The sequence below is a fragment of the Staphylococcus sp. Z5-21 genome (assembly GCF_056529615.1).
On sequence record NZ_CP096462.1, the window covers coordinates 1950755 to 1974264 of the forward strand.

Consider the following 23510-nt stretch of genomic DNA (forward strand, 5'->3'; position numbering starts at 1 on the left):
AAAAACAGCAATTGTCGTTTTTGTTATATCTGTATTGGCTTATGCCCAACCACGGTAACGTGCAGCTTCTGCCGTACGTTTAACACCTACAATATATGCAGCTAAGCGCATATCAATTTTTCTATTTTGAGATAATTCATAAATTGTGTCAAAGGCTGTTGTAAGCTTTTCACGCATTTTCGTGTTAACTTCTTCTTCAGTCCAATAATAACCTTGGTTATTTTGCACCCATTCAAAGTATGAAACTGTAACTCCACCAGCACTTGCTAATACATCAGGTACGAGTAGAATATCACGTTCAGTTAATATGCGTGTTGCAGCTGGTGTAGTTGGTCCATTTGCCGCTTCAACAACAATATCAGCTTTAATATCATGAGCATTGTCTTCAGTAATTTGATTCGCAATGGCTGCAGGAACTAAAATATCACAATCAATTTCAAATAATTCTTTATTTGAAATTGTTTCATCAAATAAGTTCGTAACCGTACCAAAACTATCTCTTCTATCTAATAGGTAATCAATATCTAAACCTTCTGGATCATGTAATGCACCATACGCATCTGAAATCCCAACAATTGTTGCACCCATATCATACAAGAACTTAGCTAAGAAACTACCAGCGTTACCAAATCCTTGGATGACAATACGCACACCTTTAAGATTTAGTCCTCTTCTTTGTGCCGCTTGTTCGATAGCAATGACAACACCTAGTGCAGTAGCACGGTCACGTCCTTGTGAACCACCTAATACAATCGGTTTACCAGTGATAAACCCTGGAGAGTTAAATTTATCTAGCGAACTATACTCATCCATCATCCATGCCATAATTTGAGAGTTTGTAAATACGTCTGGTGCTGGAATATCTTTTGTCGGTCCAACAAATTGAGAAATTGAACGAACATATCCGCGAGATAGACGCTCTACCTCATGAATACTCATTTGACGTGGATCGCACACGATACCACCTTTACCACCACCGTATGGTAAATCTACAATGCCACATTTCAATGTCATCCACATTGATAATGCTTTAACTTCTTCTTCATCAACGTCTGGGTGGAAACGAACCCCACCTTTTGTTGGTCCAACAGCGTCGTTATGCTGTGCACGATAACCAGTAAATGTTTGTACAGTACCATCATCCATACGTACAGGAATTCTAACTTGTAGGAAACGTAAAGGTTCCTTTACCAAATCATACATACCATCGTCAAATCCCAATTTATGCAATGCTTCCTTAATAATTTGTTGCGTAGAAGTAACTAAATTATTATTCTCAGTCATGATTCATTTCGCCTCTTTTTCGTTACTAATGATTTCGCTTTCATGATAATTGTAACATAAGATTTACCTTTTTAAAGGGGTTTCAGAACATATGTTACAGAAATGTGAATTTACTCAAAAACACTTCTAACTTTGTCTAATGCAAAGTCTAATTCTTCCTTAGAAATAATAAGTGGTGGTGCAAATCTAATTACCGTATCATGCGTTTCTTTACATAATAAACCTTGCTCTTTTAAAGATTCACAGAATGGTCTTGCTGCTTCATTAAGTTCAATTCCGATAAACAATCCACGTCCACGTACTTCTTTGATTGCTGGGTGGTCTATTTTTTCTAATTCTGATTTAAAATAATCACCTAACTCTAAAGAACGTCCTGGTAAATCTTCATCGATAATGACATCTAGCGCTGCATTTGAGACTGCACAAGCAAGTGGATTACCACCAAATGTTGATCCGTGTGAACCAGGTGTGAATACACCTAATACTTCTTCATCTGCTAATACCACTGAAATTGGCAATACACCGCCACCTAAAGCTTTACCTAGAATATAAACATCCGGTTTTACATTATCCCAATCTGTTGCAAATAATTTACCTGAACGTCCAAGACCAGCTTGAATTTCATCAGCGATAAATAAAACGTTATGCTCATCACATAATTCTCTAATTTGTTTCAAATAACCTTCTGGAGGTACATTAATACCTGCTTCTCCCTGTATCGGCTCAATCAGAATAGCTGCAGTATTTTCATTAATTGCTGCTTTAACAGCCTCAATATCGCCAAAATCTACTTTACGGAAACCATCTAATAACGGGCCATACCCACGTTGGTATTCAGGTTCAGACGATAAGGAAACAGGCGCCATTGTTCGACCATGGAAGTTACCATTGAAAGCAATAATTTCTGCCTTATCTGGTTGTATATTTTTAACATCATAAGCCCAACGACGTGCTGCTTTTAATGCAGTCTCAACTGCTTCCGCACCAGTGTTCATCGGTAAAGCTTTTGCTTTGCCAGAAAGCTTACAAATTTTTTCATACCATTCACCTAGATTTTCACTATGGAAAGCGCGTGAAACTAATGTAACTTTATCCGCTTGTTCTTTCAAAGCTTGGATAATTTTAGGGTGTCTATGACCTTGGTTTACAGCTGAATATGCAGATAACATATCCATATATTTATTTCCTTCAGGGTCTTTGACCCATACGCCTTCCGCTTCCGAGATAACAATTGGAAGTGGTACATAGTTTTGTGCACCATAATGATTTGTTACTTCAATGATTTCTTCTGATCTTGACATGATATCTCCCCTTTGTAAAAATTTAAGAGCAAAAATGACTCCTAAGCAATACTCACTCATAGCATAACGTATTTACACGTGAACTGAAACTATTTTCTAAAACAGCTTACTCAATCACTGTTCAACGTCTTAAATACGCTATTTTTTGTATTGTTAAATTCATATATACAATTGTCAAAATTATGTAAGCCCTTACATATATAATGACATAACCCTAACTATGATTACAAGAAAATTTCCTTAAATTTAAAAATAAAATTAACTATTATTATTTTTAAATTTAATTGTATGTTTAAGCATTATATTCGTAAAAAACGCATAAATCTTCTGGATTCATTCATCAGAAAATTTATGCGTTCAAATGTGTTATTTATTTGTTATCTGTTCTTGGTAATGGGTAGAATCCTCGATTGAATTGATCCCATAAATTTGGTGGTAAATGATGTCTATCTTTTCTTTCAGGATCAAATTGTGAAATGATTTCATCTTCTTTACCGTCTTTAATTTTACTAATAAAGTTGTGATCTAGTAATATTTCTCTACCTAAAGCAATAAGATCAACTTTCGTAGACTCAATTGCTTCAATTGCTTGATCAGCAGTAAAGATTGAACCAATTCCAATTAATGGCATACGGCCGTCCATCCATTCTAATAATAATTGTACACGTTCTTGACCTTTATATTTACCTTCACGTGTTTTAGAATGTATATCCATTAATGATACATGTAGATAGTCTAATGGTTTTTCAATTAAATGCTTAACCAATGTTTCAGTAATTTCCATGCTTATACCTGGAGATTCTACTTCTTCTGGTGAAAGTCTATAGCCAACAATAAAATCTTTACTACCATACTTTTTAACCGTTTCGGTTACTTCATCAATCACTTCTGAAGCGAATTTCAAACGGTCTTCTCCCCATTCATCATCACGACGGTTGTAATAAGGTGAAACAAATTGATGAATTAAATAATGGTTGGCACCATGAATTTCTACGCCATCGAATCCAGCATCAATGACTCTCTTCGTTGCCTCTCCAAATGCTTTAATTGTTTCTTTAATTTCATCTACTGTAATTTCACGTGCATGGTGTTCTTCTTGCTCACCAAAACTTTTCATTGAAATCGGACTAGGTCCAGCAACATCTCCACCCGGTGTTAAATTAGGTAATGATTGTGCACCACCGTGATGAATTTGAACAATTGCTTTAGCACCATTTTTCTTCATAGCTTGCGCTAAACGTTTTAAACCTTCTAAATTCGAATCATGTGCAACAGATGGTTGACCAGGGAATGCTTTTCCTAAATCGGTAACGTTACTCGCTGCGGAAATGGCTAATCCTACATCTTTTGAGCGTTGTTCCATATATACGACTTCTTCATTAGAAATAGAGCCATCATCATTAGATGATACATGTGTTAATGGCGCTAATACAAAACGATTATCTAATTCAACTTTATTCGGTAAAGTTAATTTTTCAAATAATGGTTGGAATTTTTGATTCATGTTTACTGTTCCTCCTAAATGTACTTTTAAAAAGTTTGGATAATTTTTAATACTTTTTTATTTTAGCTACCTCAGTTTTAATTTAAAATAAATATGCTCACGCATATATTTTTGTATAGCCATATTCGCATACTTTAAAACAAATACTCACTTTATTGTCATATTTACTAAAATGTTATAAACAAAAAAGCTGCCATTTCAATCATGAAATGGCAGCTTTTTCAAAAGATAAATTACTCATCTTTAATCGCGTTTTTGGACTGCTTTATCCAAACCGGTAAGCGTTCTTTAATTGTTTGAAACCCATATCGTTCGGTCTCTTTAATTTCATCTAACACTGACTGTTTTTCTTTCTTACGTTCATAATTTTTAAAATAGTCATTATCTTTTAAAGAAAGATTCAGTTTACCTTCATCATCAATTGAAATCACTTTCGCTCTTACAATTTGCCCTTCTGATAAAAACTTTTTTAAATTATGGACGTAATCATCCATAATTTCAGAAATATGAATTAAACCTTCAGCATTGTCAGGGGTTTCTACAAAAGCGCCATACGGTTGAATACCAGTCACACGAACTTTGACATGTTGACCTACTTTATAGTGATTATTCAACGTGATAACCCCTTATTTCGTTTTTCTTAACACTATTATAATAGCATACATTATACGATGGCACTAATATTATAGTAGAAAAATTTCACATTTCATTCATAGGCAGACATAAATCAGTGGTTCATCATGATTACAGCAATGGATAAAACATACGTATGCCACGCTGATTATTATTGCATTGATATATTACTGCCAACGATGTCTATGCCTTTAAAATTCGTCGATAAAAAAAAAACCTAGATATACCCATACGATTTATTGGGTTGATCTAGGCTTTCAATTCGTACTTTAATTTACAATGTCATTCGTATTATTCGACTATTTCAATTGAATCGATTGTTATATCATGTAATGGTTTATCTTGTGGCCCTACTTTAGTGTTTGCTATGTCTTCTAAAGTATCCTTACCTTCAATCAGTTGACCAAACACTGTATGTTTTTGATCTAACCATGGTGTGCCACCCGTTTCAGCATATGCTTTAACGATTGGCTCTGGCCAACCACCGTCAGCTAACTGACTCAACATTGATTCGGGTACTTCATTCATTTGTACTATAAAGAATTGTGAACCATTCGTATGTGGACCAGCATTTGCCATAGATAACGCACCATAAATATTAAAGGCTTCTTTTGAAAATTCATCTTCAAAAGGTTCACCATAAATACTTTCTCCACCCATACCTGTAGCTGTTGGGTCGCCACCTTGTACCATAAAATCATTAATGACACGATGGAATGTTACACCATTATAGTAACCATTTTTCGCATGTGTCACAAAATTTTCTACAGTTTTTGGTGCTACATCAGGTAATAGTTTAAAGGTCATATCTCCTTTATTTGTGTGCATAATCAATTTAATTTCATTACCGTTAATTTCTGTATTTAACTGAGGATAGTTCGTCATTTTTATTCTCCATTTCATGTTAAGATGATATATGTATTCTAACATAAAAGAAGGGATGGAATGAATCATGTTATATCGTTTTTCACATAAAACTGGCAGTTACGGCGTTACCATTAAGGAAGAAGATGAAAATCAAGTACTCGTACAAGTTGAACAAGTCATTAAACACCCTAAACAAGGGGATTTGCATAATCCAACAGAAACAGAAAATGTTTTCTTTCACGAAAGAAAAGCACTGAGCCAATATGAAAAGCGTTACACTAAAAAATCTCATTTAAGACCTTTTAATGTAGAACCATTACCATATAAAGTATCTTTACAACAAGCTATTACACATTTAGAAGAAAAATTAAAAGCTGAAAATACATTGCACGCAACAATGTCGCTTGAAAATCTACAGCGTCTCAAAGCAGATTATTCACTTCAATATAAACAAAATTTTGAATAAAAATACCGTGTTTCTTCTTATTTAACAACACATATATTTCAAGTCCTTCAAGGCTTAAACACGTTTTTCAGAACTCTTCAATTCATGTATAATGAATTTATAATAAATTTTAAAAGGAGGATAATATAATGAGTTTGTTACATATAGCGGTACTATTACCGTTGATATTTGCACTCATTATTCCATTTGTATATCGGTTCTATAAACGGATACATTTAGGATGGTTTGTGTTACCTATCCCCGTCGTCTTATTTATATATTTTTTATCATATATTTCAACAACGATGTCAGGCAATACCATTATGGAAAAAGCAAATTGGATGCCGCATTTTGGTATGAACTTTAATTTGTATGTAGATGGTCTTGGTTTATTATTCAGTTTACTTATAACTGGCATTGGCTGTTTAATTATACTGTATTCTATAAGCTATTTAAGTCGACAAGAGCAATTAGGACATTTTTATTGTTACCTATTGCTTTTTATGGGTGCAATGTTAGGTATTGTATTATCAGATAATTTAATTATCTTATATTTATTCTGGGAATTAACTTCATTTTCAAGTTTCCTTCTTATTTCATTTTGGCGTGATAAACAAGCCTCAATTTACGGAGCACAAAAATCAATGCTCGTTACTGTATTTGGCGGTTTATCACTTTTGGGTGGTATTATCTTACTTTCCATTGCCGGTGGAACAACAAGTATTCAAGAATTGATAAGTAATGCCTCAGAAATCCAAACAAGTCCATTTTTTATTTTCTCTATGATTCTGGTATTAATTGGTGCAATGACTAAATCTGCACAATTTCCATTTTATGTTTGGTTACCAGATGCGATGGAAGCACCAACGCCTGTTAGTGCATATCTTCACTCAGCAACTATGGTTAAAGCTGGGCTTTACTTAGTGGCACGTATGACACCTATATTCGCAGTGTCTCAAGGTTGGATTTGGACAGTGACTGCTGTTGGCCTCATCACACTATTTTGGGCATCATTAAATGCAACAAAACAACAAGATTTGAAAGGGATACTCGCATTTTCTACTGTATCTCAACTAGGTATGATTATGGCAATGCTCGGTATAGGCGCAGTAAGCTTTCATTTTGAAGGTGCTGAAAGTCAAATTTACATCGCAGCATTTACGGCAGCCATCTTCCACTTGATTAACCATGCTACCTTTAAAGGTGCACTATTTATGATTACTGGTGCTGTTGACCATTCAACTGGTACCCGTGATGTCAAAAAACTGGGCGGTTTATTAACCATTATGCCTATTTCGTTTACCATCACATTAATCACTTCTTTAAGTATGGCAGGCATACCGCCATTTAATGGTTTTTTATCTAAAGAAAAATTTTTAGAAAGTATGATCGAAGTTACTAATGTAAACTTATTTAGTTTAGATACACTCGGTATTTTAATTCCAATTACCGCTATTATCGGTAGTGTGTTTACATTTGTATATTCAGTAAGGTTTATTGGCCAAATTTTCTTAGGTAGTTATAAAGAAGATAAATTACCTAAAAAAGCACATGAAGTTTCACCATTAATGCTCATTTCTCCGTCAATTTTAGCCATTTTAGTTATCGTATTTGGGTTATTCCCTGCGATACTTTCAGGTTCTATTATAGAACCCGCGGTGAATGCAATTGGTCAAACAACAAATTCGACAGCGGAATTTCATATGTTCTATGGCTTTACACCAGCCTTCTTCTCTACATTAGGCATTTATATTGTTGGTATTGTATTAATCATTACATTCAGTTATTGGATTTATTTATTACAAAAACAACCAACTAAACTGACAATTAATTACTGGTATAATAAATTAGGAGATGTAACACCTAGATACTCTAGCAAATTTACAGATACGTATGTTACTGGATTCACACGTAATAATTTAGTCATTATCTTTGCATCTCTCATTGTTATTGCCTTAGTTACATTATTAGTTACACCTTTCAATATTGATTTTAAAGATGTCAGTGCGATACGTCCTTTCGAATTAATTATTGTAGTGCTCATTATTACAGCAGCTTCAATGATTATTTTCGCTAAATCCAGACTATTCAGTATAATTATGGCCAGTGCTGTCGGTTATTCTGTTGCTATATTCTTTATTTTCTTCGGTGCGCCAGACTTAGCACTTACACAATTTGTAGTTGAATCCATTTCTACTGCATTATTCTTATTATGTTTCTATCATTTACCTAATCTAAATAGACATAAAGAAACACGTTCATTCAAATTGGTTAATATTGTTATTTCTGTTGGTGCTGGTATTGTCGTTACCGTACTTGGATTAATCGCTTATGGTAACAGACACTTCGGTTCTATCGCAGAATTTTATAAAACGCATGTCTATGACTTAGCACATGGTACAAACATGGTTAACGTCATATTGGTTGACTTCCGTGGTACCGATACATTATTTGAGTCTTCCGTGTTGGGTATTGCTGGATTAGGTGTTTATACCATGATTAAATTACGTGCGAAAAATGATAAATCTGATGAAGGGGGTAAAAACGTTGAACAGACAGAAGAATAATTTAATTTTTCAATATTCAGCAGTTGTTATCTTCTTCCTCATAGTAATGTTTGGTCTATCTTTATTCTTGGCCGGACACTATACACCAGGTGGTGGTTTCGTTGGTGGTCTATTGTTATCAAGTGCCCTCGTTATTATTACGGTCGCTTTTGATATTAAAACAATGCGTAAGATATTCCCTTGGGATTTTAAAATATTAATCGGTATCGGCTTATTATTTTGTTTAGCAACACCAATGGCAAGTTGGTTTTATAATAAAAACTTCTTCACACATACGCCGTTTGAAATTCCATTAGGTATTTTACCACCAATGGAGATGCACACAGCTACTTTCTTTGATTTAGGTGTTATGTGTGCAGTTGTAGGTACAGTAATGACTATAATCTTATCGATTGGAGAGAATGAGTAATGGAAATATTGATGATTTTCGTATGTGGTATTCTCACTGCAATGAGTGTCTATCTCATTCTTTCTAAGAGTTTGATACGCATTATTATTGGGACTACATTACAAACACATACTGCAAACTTATTTTTAATTACAATGGGCGGTTTAAAAAAAGGTGAAGTACCTATATATGAGAAAGGTATTACTTCTTACGTTGATCCTATACCACAGGCATTAATTTTAACCGCTATTGTTATTTCATTTTCAGTCACAGCGTTTTTCTTAGTACTTGCTTTTAGAAGTTATAAAGAATTAGGCACAGACAACGTAGAAAGTATGAAAGGAGTGCTAGAAGATGATAGAGAGTAACTTAATCATTTCATTACTCGTCATACCAATGATTACTATTATCGCACTCATTTTCATTGGTAAACGTCCTAAAATCAAACGTTATGTTGCCTTAGCAGGTACGGCATTAACTTTAATATTCGCTTTTATTAATTTAAATAATGTTTTAAAAGATGGTCCAATTACTTTAGAGCTTGGTTCATGGGATGCACCTTATAGTATTGTCTTTGTACTTGATATATTCAGTACATTACTTGTCATCACAAGCCTCATCGTCACAATGCTCATCATTTTATATTCCTATCAATCTGTAGGTATTGAACGCGAAACATATTACTATTACTTCGCTGTTATGTTTATGCTAACTGGAGTCATAGGCTCATTTATTACCGGCGATATATTTAACTTGTTCGTATTCTTCGAGGTATTCTTGATGGCTTCCTATATTCTCTTAGTTATTGGCGGCACAAAAGTACAATTGAGTGAAACGATTAAATATGTTCTTGTAAATGTGACTTCTTCAGCATTCTTCGTTATTGCTGTAGCTATGCTTTATTCGGTAGTAGGCACGTTGAACCTTGCTGATATCAGCGAAAAGTTAAGTCAACTACCATCACAAGATAGTGGCATTGTAACCATTATATTTATTTTATTTATCTTTGTATTTGCTACAAAAGCTGGTGCTTTTCCAATGTATATTTGGTTGCCAGGTGCTTATTACGCACCACCTATTGCAATTATTGCCTTCTTCGGTGCCTTATTAACTAAAGTAGGCATATATGCCATTGCTAGAACTGCCAGCCTATTTTTTAGAGATACATCGAACTTTTCATTCTATACTATACTGTTTCTCGCCCTACTCACAATCATCTTTGGTTGTGTTGGCGCCATAAGTTACTTTGATACTAAAAAAATCATACTCTATAATATCATGATTGCTGTAGGTGTCATTCTTGTCGGTGTAGCGATGATGAATCAAACTGGTATGATGGGTGCGATTTACTATACGCTACATGATATGTTAATCAAAGCAGCCTTATTTTTCCTAATTGGTGTCATGTATAAAATTACAAAAACACATGACTTACGTAAATATGGCGGTCTTATTAAAGACTACCCAGTGCTAGGTTGGACTTTCTTTATAGCAGCACTTAGTCTAGCTGGTATTCCCCCTCTTAGTGGATTTTATGGTAAGTACTATATCGTTCAAGCTACTTTTGAAAAAGGATTTTATTTAAGTGGTATTGTAGTCTTACTTTCAAGTCTGGTTGTACTTTATTCTGTGATACGAATCTTTTTACAAGGGTTCTTCGGTAAATCAGAAGGTTATCAAGTAAATCCTAAATTACAATATAAAGGGATTCTTACTGTATCCATTGTTGCTGTCGTTATTTCTGTAATATTTGGACTTTCTGCAGATTGGTTACAACCAATCATTAAAGATGCAGCAGAAACGTTTTACAATCCAAGTGTATACACTGACAGTGTATTGGGGGGAAAATAAAATGGCGATTCAAATATTAGTGAATTTAATTTTGTCTGTATTTTGGTTATTTGTTACAGGTAGTTATAATTTTAATAACTTCATTTTAGGCTATTTATTCGCATTACTTTTAGTTTATATTATGCGTGGTGTATTACCGGGTAGATTTTATCTCATTACAGTATATAAAATCATAAAACTTTTCCTTGTATTTTTAATAGAACTCATCAAAGCCAATATCGATGTCATACGTATTGTCGTTAAACCTAACATTGATAATGAACCTGCATTCTTTACTTACAACACAGATTTAAAAAAAGATTGGCAAATTGTATTACTGTCCAATTTAATTACACTAACGCCTGGTACAATTGTTTTAGGAATTAGTGATGATCGGACAAAAATTTATATTCATAGTATCGATTTCAGTACGAAAGAAGAAGAAGTTGAAAGCATCAAGTCTTCCCTTGAAAAAGTGGTCAGAGAGGTAGGAGAAAATGAATGAACTATAATATCATATTAGTAATTGCATTAGTTATCGTTGCGTTGTCAATGCTAGGCATGTTAGTTCGTGTAATTATCGGCCCTTCTCTAGCTGATAGGGTTGTTGCACTCGATGCGATGGGTATTCAATTAATGGCCATTGTCGCCTTATTTAGTATTTTCTTAGGTACTAAATATATGATGGTTGCTATTTTATTAATAGGTATACTTGCATTCCTTGGTACAGCAGTATTTGCTAAGTATATGGATAAAGGTAAGGTGATTGAACATGATAACAACGATCGTCATTAGCATAGCGCTTATCTTGGTTATAATAGGTTCACTCATCAGTGCTCTTGCTGCCATTGGTATCTTACGTCTGGATGATGTCTATGCTAGAGCGCACGCGGCAGGTAAAGCTGCAACATTAGGCGCAATGTTATTAATCAGTGGTGTGTTCTTATTCTTTATTGGACGTGAAGGGTACGTTAATATGCAATTAATCATCGGTATCTTGTTTATTTTAATTACCGGACCATTAGCCAGTCACCTTATTATTAAATCTGCATATAATTTAAATACACCCGCTTCAAAAAGAACGAAGCACGATGAAATCAAAAAAGATTTAAAAAATACAAAATTATAATACAGGGTATTTTTAGAACTTGGAATATACCTATTCTTAAAATTGAGGAGTCTGGGACATAAATAGTTGTCTCAGACTCTTTTTCGTTTAGGCAGTATATGACTGAATTGAAAATGTAAAGTCTCACTGCTTTAAAGAATTACTTATTTTATGAAAATGAGTAGTTCTTATACAAAAGTATATGAGGTATGTCACATAAAAATGCTAGTGAGACTTATACATGAGCGTTAGCTCAGGTAAACCTTTATCCTAATCATACTTGCCTTGATTGCATAGGTGGGACTACGAAATCTCTATTAAAAAATTTGATTTCTGTCCCACTCCCCTCTTTGTTTTTAAAATCTTATGCACTTGACCACGCATCGCATGGTTATCAAAGTTATGTATCGAACTAAAATGCTCGTGCTCAAATTACGCGTCTATGCATCGACACTTTGTCTAGTCGTAATAAGATGCATGTAAATGTTCAAAAATGTTTATAACATACTATTGTCATCGTTAGCAGTCCATGATATATTAAATCGTAATTATTACGATTAAAAAAGGAGTGTTTTTATTTGTCATCATGGACAATTATCGGCGGTGGCATCCACGCCGTGACAATTGCAATCAAATTAAGATCGCTTGGTCTAGATTGCACAAAGTTAACAATTATAGACCCACATACCAATTTGTGTGAGCAATTTGATCATTTCACAAAAAGCATTGATATGCCTTATTTACGCTCACCATGTGTACATCATGTACATCCCGACCCTTTTCACTTAAAACAGTATGGTAAGAAAAAACAATACACCCATGCTTCATATGGTCCATATAAGAGACCGAATCGCGACATCTTTATGGAACATACACACGATTTAATACATAGCTACAATTTAAATGATTGTCACGTTCAGGGTACTGTTTCTCAAATTAAACGCGTACAATCGCAATGGCACATACTGTGTCATAATCAATGGATCAAATCAACACATTTAGTTATCGCATTTGGTTGCAATCATGACCCCTTTATACCTGAATTATTCCATAATCAACCAGATGTTACGTATATATTTCAAAACGAGCATTGTTTGACCCATCATGCATCTCACATTATAGGTAGTGGCATTTCTGCTGCACACCTTACATTAAAATTATTAAAAAAGAATAACACTGAACCAATACATTTATGGATGAAAAAAAGACATTACCATACATGACTTTGATGCTGATCCAGGCTGGTTAGGCCCCAAAAATATGAAATACTTTAGCCAAATGACATCTTCAAAGGCGCGCTTTAATTTGATTAAACAAGAAAGACACAAAGGCTCTATGCCAAAAGAACTGGAACTAAGATTAAAAAAATATATTGCACAAGGTCGCTTAATCATTCATAAAAATGAAATCACAGATATAGCCAACCATGCTATACATACGAAACAATATTGTATGTATTATGACCATTTACTACTTGCTACGGGTTTTAAAGAAAGTATCATGCAACAGCCAGTGATCAAACAACTTGTCGATAGTTACCAAGCCCCCATTACTCACTGTGGTTTGCCATCCATTAATGCTAATTTAGAATGGCTGCCAAATCTTTTTGTCAGTGGCGGCTTAGCTGATTTGGAATTAGGTCCATTTGCTAGAAATATTATGGGCGGACGAGAAGCTGCTTTACGTATTTCAGAAGTCTATGAAAAGACAACTTCAAACGACGCCACATTTATCTAAAACATAAAACTATGTCATCTAAATATATTGATTTACTTGAATCCTGAAATATAAAAAAGCGTCCAAGACATGTATTTTGTCTCGGACGCTTTCATTATTATTGCTATGATTTGATTAGAAAATAAAATGATTTGTGTTTGTTTTTCAATTTTTATTGTAAAATATCTTTTAGCGTTTAAGCGGTTTAATCGCAATCGTTCCACGCATCACACAAATCAATCTATCTGTGTCATCTTTAATATCTATATTCCAAACTTGTGTTGTTTTTCCTTCATGAATAATTGTTGCTGTCGCATATATGGTTCCCTCGGTTGTTGAACCAATATGGTTACCATTCATTTCCAATCCAAGGGGAACATACTTTTCAGTATCGATTAAATAAGCAGCTCCCATAGAACAAGCAGATTCTCCGAGCGCAAGACTCGCACCACCGTGTAAATAGCCAAAAGGTTGTTTCACCTTATCTGTTACCGGCATTGACATCACCATTAATCCACGTTCTTGCTTTTCTACTTTAATATCTAAAGCATCTAGCATATTTTCCATAACGTACACCTCATTTGCATAGAATTAATACTATAATATCATAGCTGCAATTGTTCCAAAAATAATCAATGGTATATTATAGAACACAAAATTAGGTATACATGTATCTCTAATATGATCATGCTGTCCATCAATATCTAAACCTGCTGTCGGTCCAAGTGTTGAATCACTCGCTGGTGACCCTGAATCACCTAAGGCACTCGCAGTACCTATTAATGCAATAAGCGCCATCGTACTTAAACCTAATGACTCTCCTAGTGGCACAAACAATGTGGCAATGATCGGTATTGTGGCAAATGAAGAACCTATACCTAATGTGACCACTAATCCAATAATATACATAACAATAATGCTCAATAATTTATTGTCTCCTACAACACCACTTAGACTATCCACTAATTTGCTGATATCCCCTGTTTCATTCATTACACCTGCAAAACCATTTGCAGATAATATGACTACGCCGATAAATGACATAATTTTGATTCCATCAACAAACTGTTTATCCAATTCCGTCCATTTATACGCTCTTGAAACAAAGAATACAAGCACACCTGCGAGCGCGCCAAATATCATTGAATCCGTAACGAGTTGTACTAAAAAAGTAGCTAAGATTGAAATCACAGTTACTATAAGTACGTAAGGTTTGATGACAATTGAATCATTATTTTTAATTTTTTTATGTTGGATATATTTTCTTGGTTTTCTATAATAATAAATACCTAATATCAACCCAACAATATAACCTAACGATGGGATAATCATAGCCTTCCAAATCATACCCATCTCAATTGGGTGATGTGCTTTGGTAAAGCCATTTTGTATGATTTGGTGGAAAATTTGACCAAAACCAAAAGGTAATAATACATAAGGCCAACACAAACCAAAACCAATGATAATAGCGATTTGTCTTCTGTCCACATTAAGTTCATTAAATAAACTAATTAATGGAGGTATGACAATTGGAATAAATGCAATATGTACGGGAATTAAATTCTGACTCATTATGCTCATGACAAGTAAAGCAATGATAATAATGATTTTCACTTTAATTCGTGACATCTTACTGTTTTCTGCATGAATTCCATCTATAATTTTATTCACTAAGAAGTCAGTAATACCACTATAAGAAATCAATGCTGCAAACCCACCAAGCAATGCATAACTAAGTGCCACCTCTGCACCATCTACTATATTTTTACCAAATACGGATACAATTTCAGAAACACTCATACCCGCTATTAATCCACCTACAAGTGCACTGACAAATAAACTAATAACTACATTTAATCTACATAAACATAAGACAATCATCAGTACAACGGCTATAACAACTGCATTTATCACAAAGCATAACTCCTTTATCACGTTATCGAACTAAAGTATCATGTGATTTATAATATCAATAACGATAGTACTTGTCAAACACATTATTAACTTTAATATTATTATTTAAAAGACTATGTAAACTTGGTTTATAAATCTATCTTTAAGTCATTGTCTTTTATAGACATTAATAACAAAAAAATGGACAACCATTAACGTTAATTACATCATGTTGCCCATTTTTTATAGTATTAAAATATTACAAATCTTACTATTTCAGATGACGCATCCATTCTACAATAGTAGGAACAAGATAACCTGTCGGCCCTTTAGGACCTTTATGTGTATGTTTATTTATCGTTGCTGGACCAGCTATATCAAAGTGCATATGTGGCGTTTCTCCCGCAAAATGATTAATAAATGTTGCCGCAAATAATGCCTTTCCTTGACCATTCGTATGGTTAACGAGGTCTGCAACATCACTATTTCTAATTAATTTTTGCTCTGTTGAAGTCATTGGTAATTCAAAAACAAATTCATCCATTTGACGTGCGCAGTTTAGTATATGTTGTAAAGTTTCATCTGCATTATGATTAAACACAGCCGCTTTATCATCGCCTAATGCCGCTACTGCAGCACCAGTTAATGTTGCAAAATCAAGAATCAATTTAGGTTGGAATTGATTCGCATAAAATACTGCATCTCCTAATACTAAACGACCTTCAGCATCCGTATTTAATACTTCAACCGATTCACCACTCAATGCAGTATATACATCATCCGGTTTCATCGCGATTTCATTAACCATATTTTCAGCAGCAGCAATAACACCAACAATATTAATCTTTAGTTCAAGTTTACGTGCTGCGTCAATCATGGCTACGACATTTGCAGAGCCACACATGTCATATTTCATAGTTTGCATACCTATTTTAGATTTAATAGAATAACCGCCAGAATCATATGTAATACCTTTTCCAACCAATGCAATCGGAGCATCATTTACGTTGCCACCGTTATATGACAAAGTAATGACTCTAGGACCATGCTTAGAGCCTTTTCCAACAGCATGTATTAAGCCAAATCCTTCTTCTTGAAGTGTTTTACTATCTTTTATATCAACGCTAACCTCAGTATGATTGAAATGTTTCTGTATCATTTCAGCATAAAAGCTTGGTGTCAATATATTAGGGGGTATATTACTATAATCTCTAGCAATATTGATGGCTGATGCAATAGCTTGTCCATGTTCAATTGCAGCTTCTATACCCCCTTCTTTGGAAGTACTGATATCTAAATCGATTTGATATGGTGCAGATTTATCGGTTTTATAATTATCAAATTCATAAATTGATTGCATACTTTGTTGACCTAATATTTCAGCAATTGTTTCTCTTGGTAACTCATGCGCTTGAAATGTATCAAACAATAATGAAACATGACTAATTCTGTTTTTCTTTAAATATTGAAATAAATGACCAAATACTTTTAAATAATCACTGTGATGGGTTGATTTTACATTACCTAAGCCAACCGTAATTAATTTTACAAATTTATCATTTAAATTGATCATTGTTGTAGAAATAGCAGCAATATTTGTACTTATAATTTGATGTTGCTTTAATGTTTTAAGCTTGTCATTTAAGTTTTCATTTCCAACGACTACTGTTTCTAGTTGATTTAAATGCTCAGGTACTCCGATTACTAATGTATCCGTGTCACTTTCTTGATGATTACTAATATTAAATTTCATAATAGTTTCTCCTCTTTTCTGCTTAATTAATATCTTATATTGTTTATGTAATTTTCAAAATTTCTATTTTCTGTAGATTAAAAACAGAAATTATATTTGTCTAAAGTAATTTCTTGATACTGCTTATGTAATTCAAATAAAAACATCTATATGCTTAATGAGGCCGGAACATAATGATATGTCCCGGCCTCATTGCATCTCATACGACACATTCAAAAATGTATCTCAATGGATTTATTTATTAAAATTTACCTTTTTTAAACGCTAAACCAATACCGCCAAGTTTGAATACCGCACGTGTATCGATTACTTTCTTCATGAAGGCAGCTTTTTTACCTTGAATATCTCTACCATAAACAACACCAACGCCATCATGAGCGCCTAATGAACATACAGTACCGCGATCAACGTATTCAAATTCGTTTGTAGGTTGACCTTCTAAAATGTTTTTAACATTTTTAGCTGTGTGTTCACCTTGTTGCATAGCAATTTGTGCTGTAGTTGGTAATGGACGTTCTTCTCCTGCAGGAATAAACGCAGAACAATCACCAATAACAAAGATATCATCGTATCCTTCAATTGTTAAATCTTGTTTAGTAACAATACGTCCACGTTTAACGCCTTCAAATGACTCTTCCATTAATTTGCTACCACGCACACCAGCAGCCCATACTACTGTATTAGCTTCTAATTGTTGTTCTTCATCATTTACTTTTACTACGAAACCTTTTTCGTTAGCAGCAACGATTGGTGTACCAATTTTAAATTCTACACCTTTGTTTTCTAAGTAATTTACCGCATGATTAACTAATTCATCAGAGAACATTGGTAACATTTTTGGTGCTGCTTCAACACAAGTGATTTTCACTTTGCTTTGTTCTACACCATATTTGTTACATAATTCAGGAATACGGTCTGTTAATTCACCTAAGAATTCCACACCAGTAAATCCAGCACCACCAACAATAATAGCTAAATCTTTATCATCTTTTTGTTTTGAAGATGCATAATTAGCAAACTTGTCTTCAATGTGACGAGATAATTTACGTGCAGTTAATACATTTTCAATTTGGAAAGCATAATCTTTCATACCTTTGATACCAAATGTTTCACTTTCGAAACCTAATGAAACTACTAAAATATCAAAATCAAAGATTCCAGCGTCAGTTTCAACTTTTTTAGCATTGCGATCAATTTTAGTTACTTCTGCTTTTACAAAGTTAACTTTATCTTTGTTAACAACACTTTCAACTGGATATAGTAAATCTTCATAGCTAATTGTACCTGCTGAAGCTTCATGTAACCAAGTTGCTTCATAGTGGTAGTCATTTTTATTAATTAAGGTAACCTCAGCCTCATCTGCTGAAATTTGCTTTTGTAATTTTGTAATAGTTTGTAAACCAGCGTAACCAGCGCCTAGAACTAATACTTTTTTACGATCTTGAGCCATTTCATTCACCTAAGCTTTCATAATTTTTTTGTTGCAATCGTCTTTTATTTACCCAATCTTTAAAAAGTAATTCACAAAAAAGACAATTTTCATCCAATACCAATTTTATAGTTTTTATCGTTGATTTTCAAGCGCTAACGACCATATTGTTTATTATTTCACATAAACGTACAAAAGACTATAGTTTACACTTATTGTTTAAGTGAACCATAGCCTTTTTATCAATTTATTTAATTAGCAATCTTCAGGCGTCCCAGCCACTTTAGCAGTTCTAAACGAACTACCGCAACCACATGCTGCAATGGCATTCGGGTTATCTATTTGGAAGCCGCCTCCCATTAAAGATTGTTTAAAATCGATTGTCGTACCATCTAATACTGGTTTATCGTACTTATCAACTAATACTTTCAAACCATAAAATTCGAATATTTCATCGTTCTCGCCAGGTTCTTCTTCAGCAGACATGCCATAAGTTAGGCCTGTACAGCCACCACCATTTACTTTCACTTTTAAATAGCCATCAGGCATATCGTTCTGTTGTAACATGTCTTTAACTTCATAAGCTGCTGACTCTGTCATATTAATCACTGTCATAACAATTACCTCCTAAAAAATCCATGTTTCTTCTATATGTGCGTATATTTTTTGTAATAAATCATCTGGAGATTCACCTTCAACGATATCACCATTCACTAATGCATACAAGCCGCTAGAACATATACCACAATTTTGTAAACACCCATATTCTAAAACATCTATGCCTGGATCATTTTCAAGCTGATTGTATACATAATCTCCGCCCTTCGCTAAATTCGAAATGCAGAACTCAACTATTGGATTCATATTACACCCTCTCATTAATTATCAGTTAAACAATTATAACAAAAACACTGGGGCTATATCTACATACTAGCTTACAGAAATTTTGATTAACGCTTCAATTGATCATTAAGTTGACCTTTATCAATGTATGCCCAGTCTCAATCACATTTGATTATTTGATTTTCAAAGTTAATATTTACTTATCTAAAAATTTTGTAATGACAAATTAGAATGCGTCTACTTTATTTGTAGTAGTAAACAAAAAAGCATATAATATATCTAAGTAAGCTGATTATAGAAAATTGGTATATCGATGCAGAATAAAACATGATTTAATCACATTTTATTTACATTGAAGTGCAATGGACATGTTCTACAATGATTTAAAAATTTATCATATCTTTTCTGCTCAATACAATTTTTATTAGAGGGGTATCACAAATGAAAAACTTAGTATTACTAGGTGGTGGCTATGGTAATATGCGCATCATGTCTCATATTTTACCATCAGCACTTCCAGAAAATTATTCAATTACATTAATTGATCGCATGCCATACCATGGTTTAAAACCAGAATTTTATGAATTAGCTGCGGGAACAAAATCTGACAAAGATATCCGCATGAGTTTTCCTGATTCAGATAGAATCAATAACGTTTATGGCGAAATTACTGATATTAATTTGGATGACCAAATCGTATCTGTAGGGCACACCAAGGTTGATTATGATGAACTTGTTATCGGACTTGGTTGTGAAGATAAATATCATAATGTGCCAGGTGCAGAAGAATACACACATAGTATTCAAACACTTTCTAAATCGCGTGAAACATTCCATCATATTAGTGAACTTCCAAATGGTGCTAAAGTAGGTATTGTAGGTGCAGGTTTAAGCGGTATCGAATTAGCTAGTGAATTACGTGAAAGTCGCAGTGATTTACAAATTTTCCTGTATGATAGAGGAGAACGTATTTTACGTCGTTTCCCTGAAAAATTAAGTAAATATATAGAGAAATGGTTCAAAAAACATGATGTCACAGTTGTACCAAACTCTGATATCAACCGTGTTGAACCCGGTTGTATTTACAATAATGACGTACCAGAAGAACTTGATTTAATCGTGTGGACTGCAGGTATCCAACCAGTAGAATTAGTTAGAAACCTACCTATTGATATCAGTAAAGGCGGGCGCGTCATTTTAAATCAATATCATCAGGTGCCTACTTACAAAAATGTTTACGTGGTCGGCGATTGTGCAGATTTACCTCATGCACCAAGCGCGCAATTGGCGGAAGCTCAAGGTGATCAAATTGCTGATGTGATGAAATTACAATGGCAAAACAAACCACTTCCTGAAAAAATGCCAGAAATTAAAATTCAAGGTTTCCTTGGATCACTTGGTGATAAAAAAGGGTTCGCATACATTATGGACCGCACCGTTACTGGTCGTCTAGCTTCTATCTTAAAATCAGGCGTCCTATGGATGTATAAATACCATAACGGTTAAATCGTTTTGAAGCTCCAAACTAAGCCTTTTATCTTGGCTTAGTTTTTTATCAAATATGCTAATGATCACTGAGATCAATATATTTACAGCTAATTTTAGAGGCGTCTAGGACACATCATCAAATGACCTAGACGCCTTCTTTTTTTACTGTAATTCCATAAATTTAGTAATATCTTTTAACTGAACATAACCATCTGAAACATATTCGTCATTCATCGTAACTAAGGGATAAAATAATTCATCCTCTTGGATGCGTTCAATATATTGTTGATCATGATCTGTTAGATTTTCTACATCTTTTTCTATATCGATATACGTAAATTCAAATTGTTTGTCCGGATATTTACGTTTTAATAAAGGCTGTAACCAATCAAATGTGTTACGAGAAGTAGGTGCATTGACACAACTCGCACATACAACATCTGCTCCATAAACAACGACGCTCACTTTATCCATATATCTTTCTCCCCTTTTGTTTTGATTTATAGATTTTTCCCTATTTTTCTATTATAATAAAAAGATAAGTAGAAAATGAAATAATTTACTTGAAAGGAGGCATTTTTATGCCAACTGAAAACGTAACGATGTTTGATCAAGTAGCAGAAGTTATCGAAAAACTACGTCCCTTCCTATTACGCGATGGTGGCGACTGTTCACTTGTAGATGTAGAGGATGGTATTGTTAAATTACAATTACATGGCGCATGTGGTACATGCCCAAGTTCAACTATCACATTAAAAGCAGGTATCGAACGTGCTTTGCATGAAGAAGTACCAGGAGTAATCGAAGTAGAACAAGTATTCTAATTGATAGACTTACTATATATATAATAACATCAAAAATTGAATGGCTTTCGAACACTTTTTAACCTAGAACACGAAAACTGTGTACTAGGTTTTTTAATTTTAATATTTCACCATCCATTTTAAACTAAATGTTTTATACACTTATAATATGACATTATTTAGCTTATTTTACGTTTTAAACCCATTAAATAATCCTTTCAAAAATTCACATAAACTGTGAAATTTGAAAGGATTGTTTAATTTTATACGTTATTTTTTATGCATGTGTTGTTCAATACGTTCTGCGATATCAACCCAGCCTTTCCAGCCAATATGCACCGCATCACTTACCACATATGGTTCATAATCTTTATCGGTCATATTATAGGTATGTCCACCATGATCAATAATCGTATTGTCAATCTTGTCATATATTTTTTGACGTCTCTCTTGTTTGATTCCGATGTGATCATACCATTTACCATTAGAAGGTAAAATCACATATTCAACATCTGCGCCACCTTCACGTAACGTATCTACAAGTAATTTTAAATCATTAAATTCAGGAGAATTTTGTCTGAATTCGTAATTTCGGTTAATTTTACGTTTATGCTGTTTGATTAAACCCCAATATTCATCTCGAATACCAAATTGATTTGACTTGGTACGCGCTTCACCGTATGATTCCGCTGCTGACTCAATGTTATGCCACGAACTATTTTTATGTGTAACAGGATCGATATGTGATAAAGGAGACGTTCTTAATGGATATATTGATTTAATTGCTTCAATTTTTTTCAATTGATTATCTTGAAATTTTGAAAGATATTGAGTTTCTTTTGGCATATGGCCTGCTGCTACTTTTTCTAAATAAGGTCTGTTTTCAACATCTTTGAACTGTAATAAACGTTTCGCATAACGTTGTTTCAACTTAGGGCTTAATTGATTTTGATTAAATAATCTATTTAATTGTCCCTTTGAAATTCGTGCTTTGAAATTATCATGTGTTAATCCATGTTTTGTAAACCACTGTGGTGACACAATAAAGGCCATCTTTTTGCCTCTTAAGTTTTCATATTGCGAACCAAGTTCCACGGCATTGACTAAGTCGGTTGATCCACCTGTCCCAATTAAAAACGGTTGCTTCGGAACATCTTTTCTACCATTTAGTAAAAACGCCGGGTTAAATGGATCATCTTTTTCTAATTCACTGGACCCATAAATAGGATAATATGCATTGGATTGATACATTTTATCTTGTATTAAAGTACCTTTTAATACTTGATCAGTCAGAGCAACACGTTGCGTAGCTAATGTTTTGGAATTGATTAAACCAGTAAACCAACTCGCTGGCAACATTACAAAGATGCCAAATAGCACAAGACTTACAATGATTGGTATAAATGGTTTTAGTTTCATCGTAATTCTTCTAATACCGCTACAATCTTATTAGGTGTCGCCCACTCATCTCTGTCAAAATCCATAATTGAAACTTCAATATCTAATTTATTTTGAATTTCTAGTAATAACCCTACCGTTTGGAATGAATCAATAATACCTTCCTCGAATAATTCCACATCAGGATTTTCCTTAATCACATTAGTCTCAGCTACTTCAGTTAATAAATCTAATACTTGATCTCTAAATTCCATAATATT

The 23510-nt window shown here is 33.8% G+C and carries 24 protein-coding genes and 1 pseudogene; 11 read left to right on the forward strand and 14 right to left on the reverse strand.

What is annotated here, in order from left to right; all coding sequences use genetic code 11:
* Nucleotides 1-39: 39 nt before the first annotated feature.
* The 5 genes from M1D64_RS09665 to M1D64_RS09685 form a co-directional block, all read right to left on the reverse strand.
* The gene (locus M1D64_RS09665; RefSeq protein WP_002483794.1) at nucleotides 40-1284 is read right to left on the reverse strand and encodes a Glu/Leu/Phe/Val family dehydrogenase; all 1245 of its coding nucleotides are present in this window, start codon (nucleotides 1282-1284) and stop codon (nucleotides 40-42) included.
* A gap of 110 nt (nucleotides 1285-1394) precedes the next feature.
* Complete coding sequence (locus tag M1D64_RS09670) at nucleotides 1395-2585, reverse strand: ornithine--oxo-acid transaminase (protein ID WP_002483795.1); 1191 nt, start codon at nucleotides 2583-2585, stop codon at nucleotides 1395-1397.
* Nucleotides 2586-2955: 370 nt separating this feature from the next.
* Nucleotides 2956-4089, reverse strand: coding sequence for an NADH-dependent flavin oxidoreductase (locus M1D64_RS09675; RefSeq protein ID WP_002483796.1), 1134 nt, complete (start codon nucleotides 4087-4089; stop codon nucleotides 2956-2958).
* A 233-nt stretch (nucleotides 4090-4322) separates the two neighbouring features.
* Complete coding sequence (ygs, locus tag M1D64_RS09680; protein WP_002483797.1) at nucleotides 4323-4703, reverse strand: S1 domain-containing post-transcriptional regulator Ygs; 381 nt, start codon at nucleotides 4701-4703, stop codon at nucleotides 4323-4325.
* 310 nt (nucleotides 4704-5013) lie between these two features.
* Nucleotides 5014-5607, reverse strand: coding sequence for a peptidylprolyl isomerase (locus M1D64_RS09685; protein ID WP_002483798.1), 594 nt, complete (start codon nucleotides 5605-5607; stop codon nucleotides 5014-5016).
* A 64-nt stretch (nucleotides 5608-5671) separates the two neighbouring features.
* On the opposite strand from M1D64_RS09685, the gene kapB reads away from it, so the two are divergent.
* The 9 genes and pseudogenes from kapB (at nucleotide 5672) to M1D64_RS09730 (ending at nucleotide 13664) form a co-directional block, all read left to right on the forward strand.
* Nucleotides 5672-6055 carry a sporulation phosphorelay system protein KapB gene (gene kapB / locus M1D64_RS09690; RefSeq protein WP_100217402.1) on the forward strand — a complete coding sequence of 128 codons (384 nt, stop codon included), beginning with the start codon at nucleotides 5672-5674 and terminating at the stop codon, nucleotides 6053-6055.
* 128 nt (nucleotides 6056-6183) lie between these two features.
* On the forward strand, nucleotides 6184-8601 hold the full coding sequence (locus M1D64_RS09695; RefSeq protein ID WP_041079606.1) for a Na+/H+ antiporter subunit A: 2418 nt from the start codon (nucleotides 6184-6186) through the stop codon (nucleotides 8599-8601).
* Entirely contained in the window at nucleotides 8582-9010 is a 429-nt protein-coding gene (mnhB1, locus tag M1D64_RS09700) for a Na+/H+ antiporter Mnh1 subunit B (protein ID WP_011303515.1), read from the forward strand. Before M1D64_RS09695 ends, mnhB1 begins: the two co-directional genes overlap by 20 nt.
* A complete protein-coding gene (mnhC1, locus tag M1D64_RS09705) occupies nucleotides 9010-9357 on the forward strand; it encodes a Na+/H+ antiporter Mnh1 subunit C (protein WP_002483802.1) in 348 nt (115 codons plus the stop codon). Before mnhB1 ends, mnhC1 begins: the two co-directional genes overlap by 1 nt.
* A complete protein-coding gene (mnhD1, locus tag M1D64_RS09710; RefSeq protein ID WP_002483803.1) occupies nucleotides 9344-10840 on the forward strand; it encodes a Na+/H+ antiporter Mnh1 subunit D in 1497 nt (498 codons plus the stop codon). Before mnhC1 ends, mnhD1 begins: the two co-directional genes overlap by 14 nt.
* 1 nt (nucleotide 10841) lies before the next feature.
* Entirely contained in the window at nucleotides 10842-11324 is a 483-nt protein-coding gene (locus M1D64_RS09715; RefSeq protein ID WP_011303517.1) for a Na+/H+ antiporter subunit E, read from the forward strand.
* Nucleotides 11321-11614, forward strand: a complete 294-nt coding sequence (locus tag M1D64_RS09720; RefSeq protein WP_002483805.1) for a Na(+)/H(+) antiporter subunit F1 — start codon at nucleotides 11321-11323, stop codon at nucleotides 11612-11614. The genes M1D64_RS09715 and M1D64_RS09720 overlap by 4 nt, the downstream gene beginning before the upstream one ends.
* On the forward strand, nucleotides 11592-11948 hold the full coding sequence (locus M1D64_RS09725) for a Na+/H+ antiporter subunit G1 (RefSeq protein WP_037538893.1): 357 nt from the start codon (nucleotides 11592-11594) through the stop codon (nucleotides 11946-11948). The genes M1D64_RS09720 and M1D64_RS09725 overlap by 23 nt, the downstream gene beginning before the upstream one ends.
* A gap of 557 nt (nucleotides 11949-12505) precedes the next feature.
* Nucleotides 12506-13664 (forward strand): annotated as a pseudogene (locus tag M1D64_RS09730) (NAD(P)-binding domain-containing protein).
* A gap of 168 nt (nucleotides 13665-13832) precedes the next feature.
* On the opposite strand, the gene M1D64_RS09735 reads toward M1D64_RS09730, so the two are convergent.
* From M1D64_RS09735 to M1D64_RS09760, 6 genes are all read right to left on the reverse strand, one after another.
* Nucleotides 13833-14210, reverse strand: a complete 378-nt coding sequence (locus M1D64_RS09735; protein ID WP_002483808.1) for a hotdog fold thioesterase — start codon at nucleotides 14208-14210, stop codon at nucleotides 13833-13835.
* Nucleotides 14211-14240: 30 nt separating this feature from the next.
* Nucleotides 14241-15557, reverse strand: a complete 1317-nt coding sequence (locus tag M1D64_RS09740; protein ID WP_069825763.1) for a Na+/H+ antiporter family protein — start codon at nucleotides 15555-15557, stop codon at nucleotides 14241-14243.
* A gap of 250 nt (nucleotides 15558-15807) precedes the next feature.
* Nucleotides 15808-17289: a M17 family metallopeptidase gene (locus M1D64_RS09745; RefSeq protein ID WP_069825762.1), complete on the reverse strand. Its 1482-nt coding sequence runs from the start codon at nucleotides 17287-17289 to the stop codon at nucleotides 15808-15810.
* 241 nt (nucleotides 17290-17530) lie between these two features.
* Nucleotides 17531-18739 carry an NAD(P)/FAD-dependent oxidoreductase gene (locus M1D64_RS09750; RefSeq protein ID WP_037538897.1) on the reverse strand — a complete coding sequence of 403 codons (1209 nt, stop codon included), beginning with the start codon at nucleotides 18737-18739 and terminating at the stop codon, nucleotides 17531-17533.
* A 234-nt stretch (nucleotides 18740-18973) separates the two neighbouring features.
* The gene (locus M1D64_RS09755) at nucleotides 18974-19333 is read right to left on the reverse strand and encodes a HesB/IscA family protein (RefSeq protein WP_011303524.1); all 360 of its coding nucleotides are present in this window, start codon (nucleotides 19331-19333) and stop codon (nucleotides 18974-18976) included.
* Nucleotides 19334-19345: 12 nt separating this feature from the next.
* Entirely contained in the window at nucleotides 19346-19582 is a 237-nt protein-coding gene (locus tag M1D64_RS09760; RefSeq protein ID WP_002483813.1) for a YuzB family protein, read from the reverse strand.
* Nucleotides 19583-20002: 420 nt separating this feature from the next.
* Here M1D64_RS09760 and M1D64_RS09765 point away from each other — a divergent pair, with 420 nt between their 5' ends.
* Nucleotides 20003-21067, forward strand: a complete 1065-nt coding sequence (locus tag M1D64_RS09765; RefSeq protein WP_002483814.1) for an NAD(P)/FAD-dependent oxidoreductase — start codon at nucleotides 20003-20005, stop codon at nucleotides 21065-21067.
* A gap of 144 nt (nucleotides 21068-21211) precedes the next feature.
* Here M1D64_RS09765 and M1D64_RS09770 read toward each other — a convergent pair whose 3' ends face one another.
* Nucleotides 21212-21523: a YuzD family protein gene (locus M1D64_RS09770; protein ID WP_002483815.1), complete on the reverse strand. Its 312-nt coding sequence runs from the start codon at nucleotides 21521-21523 to the stop codon at nucleotides 21212-21214.
* 107 nt (nucleotides 21524-21630) lie between these two features.
* On the opposite strand from M1D64_RS09770, the gene M1D64_RS09775 reads away from it, so the two are divergent.
* A complete protein-coding gene (locus tag M1D64_RS09775) occupies nucleotides 21631-21873 on the forward strand; it encodes a NifU family protein (RefSeq protein WP_002483816.1) in 243 nt (80 codons plus the stop codon).
* Nucleotides 21874-22122: 249 nt separating this feature from the next.
* Here the strand turns inward: M1D64_RS09775 and dltD are convergent, their stop codons facing one another.
* Both dltD and dltC read right to left on the reverse strand, forming a co-directional pair.
* Complete coding sequence (gene dltD, locus M1D64_RS09780) at nucleotides 22123-23271, reverse strand: D-alanyl-lipoteichoic acid biosynthesis protein DltD (RefSeq protein WP_011303526.1); 1149 nt, start codon at nucleotides 23269-23271, stop codon at nucleotides 22123-22125.
* Nucleotides 23268-23504, reverse strand: coding sequence for a D-alanine--poly(phosphoribitol) ligase subunit 2 (gene dltC / locus M1D64_RS09785; RefSeq protein WP_002483818.1), 237 nt, complete (start codon nucleotides 23502-23504; stop codon nucleotides 23268-23270). Before dltC ends, dltD begins: the two co-directional genes overlap by 4 nt.
* Nucleotides 23505-23510: the final 6 nt, after the last annotated feature.

Coding starts and splice junctions, on each gene's coding strand:
- M1D64_RS09695 (WP_041079606.1), top strand. CDS start 6,184: ATGAGTTTGTTACATATAGCGGTACTATTACCGTTGATATTTGCACTC.
- M1D64_RS09670 (WP_002483795.1), bottom strand. CDS start 2,585: ATGTCAAGATCAGAAGAAATCATTGAAGTAACAAATCATTATGGTGCA.
- M1D64_RS09745 (WP_069825762.1), bottom strand. CDS start 17,289: ATGAAATTTAATATTAGTAATCATCAAGAAAGTGACACGGATACATTA.
- M1D64_RS09750 (WP_037538897.1), bottom strand. CDS start 18,739: ATGGCTCAAGATCGTAAAAAAGTATTAGTTCTAGGCGCTGGTTACGCT.
- mnhC1 (WP_002483802.1), top strand. CDS start 9,010: ATGGAAATATTGATGATTTTCGTATGTGGTATTCTCACTGCAATGAGT.
- dltD (WP_011303526.1), bottom strand. CDS start 23,271: ATGAAACTAAAACCATTTATACCAATCATTGTAAGTCTTGTGCTATTT.
- M1D64_RS09720 (WP_002483805.1), top strand. CDS start 11,321: ATGAACTATAATATCATATTAGTAATTGCATTAGTTATCGTTGCGTTG.
- M1D64_RS09775 (WP_002483816.1), top strand. CDS start 21,631: ATGCCAACTGAAAACGTAACGATGTTTGATCAAGTAGCAGAAGTTATC.
- M1D64_RS09665 (WP_002483794.1), bottom strand. CDS start 1,284: ATGACTGAGAATAATAATTTAGTTACTTCTACGCAACAAATTATTAAG.
- M1D64_RS09765 (WP_002483814.1), top strand. CDS start 20,003: ATGAAAAACTTAGTATTACTAGGTGGTGGCTATGGTAATATGCGCATC.
- M1D64_RS09685 (WP_002483798.1), bottom strand. CDS start 5,607: ATGACGAACTATCCTCAGTTAAATACAGAAATTAACGGTAATGAAATT.
- M1D64_RS09675 (WP_002483796.1), bottom strand. CDS start 4,089: ATGAATCAAAAATTCCAACCATTATTTGAAAAATTAACTTTACCGAAT.
- M1D64_RS09715 (WP_011303517.1), top strand. CDS start 10,842: ATGGCGATTCAAATATTAGTGAATTTAATTTTGTCTGTATTTTGGTTA.
- M1D64_RS09760 (WP_002483813.1), bottom strand. CDS start 19,582: ATGAATCCAATAGTTGAGTTCTGCATTTCGAATTTAGCGAAGGGCGGA.
- M1D64_RS09755 (WP_011303524.1), bottom strand. CDS start 19,333: ATGACAGTGATTAATATGACAGAGTCAGCAGCTTATGAAGTTAAAGAC.
- M1D64_RS09725 (WP_037538893.1), top strand. CDS start 11,592: ATGATAACAACGATCGTCATTAGCATAGCGCTTATCTTGGTTATAATA.
- M1D64_RS09735 (WP_002483808.1), bottom strand. CDS start 14,210: ATGGAAAATATGCTAGATGCTTTAGATATTAAAGTAGAAAAGCAAGAA.
- M1D64_RS09770 (WP_002483815.1), bottom strand. CDS start 21,523: ATGGATAAAGTGAGCGTCGTTGTTTATGGAGCAGATGTTGTATGTGCG.
- mnhD1 (WP_002483803.1), top strand. CDS start 9,344: ATGATAGAGAGTAACTTAATCATTTCATTACTCGTCATACCAATGATT.
- dltC (WP_002483818.1), bottom strand. CDS start 23,504: ATGGAATTTAGAGATCAAGTATTAGATTTATTAACTGAAGTAGCTGAG.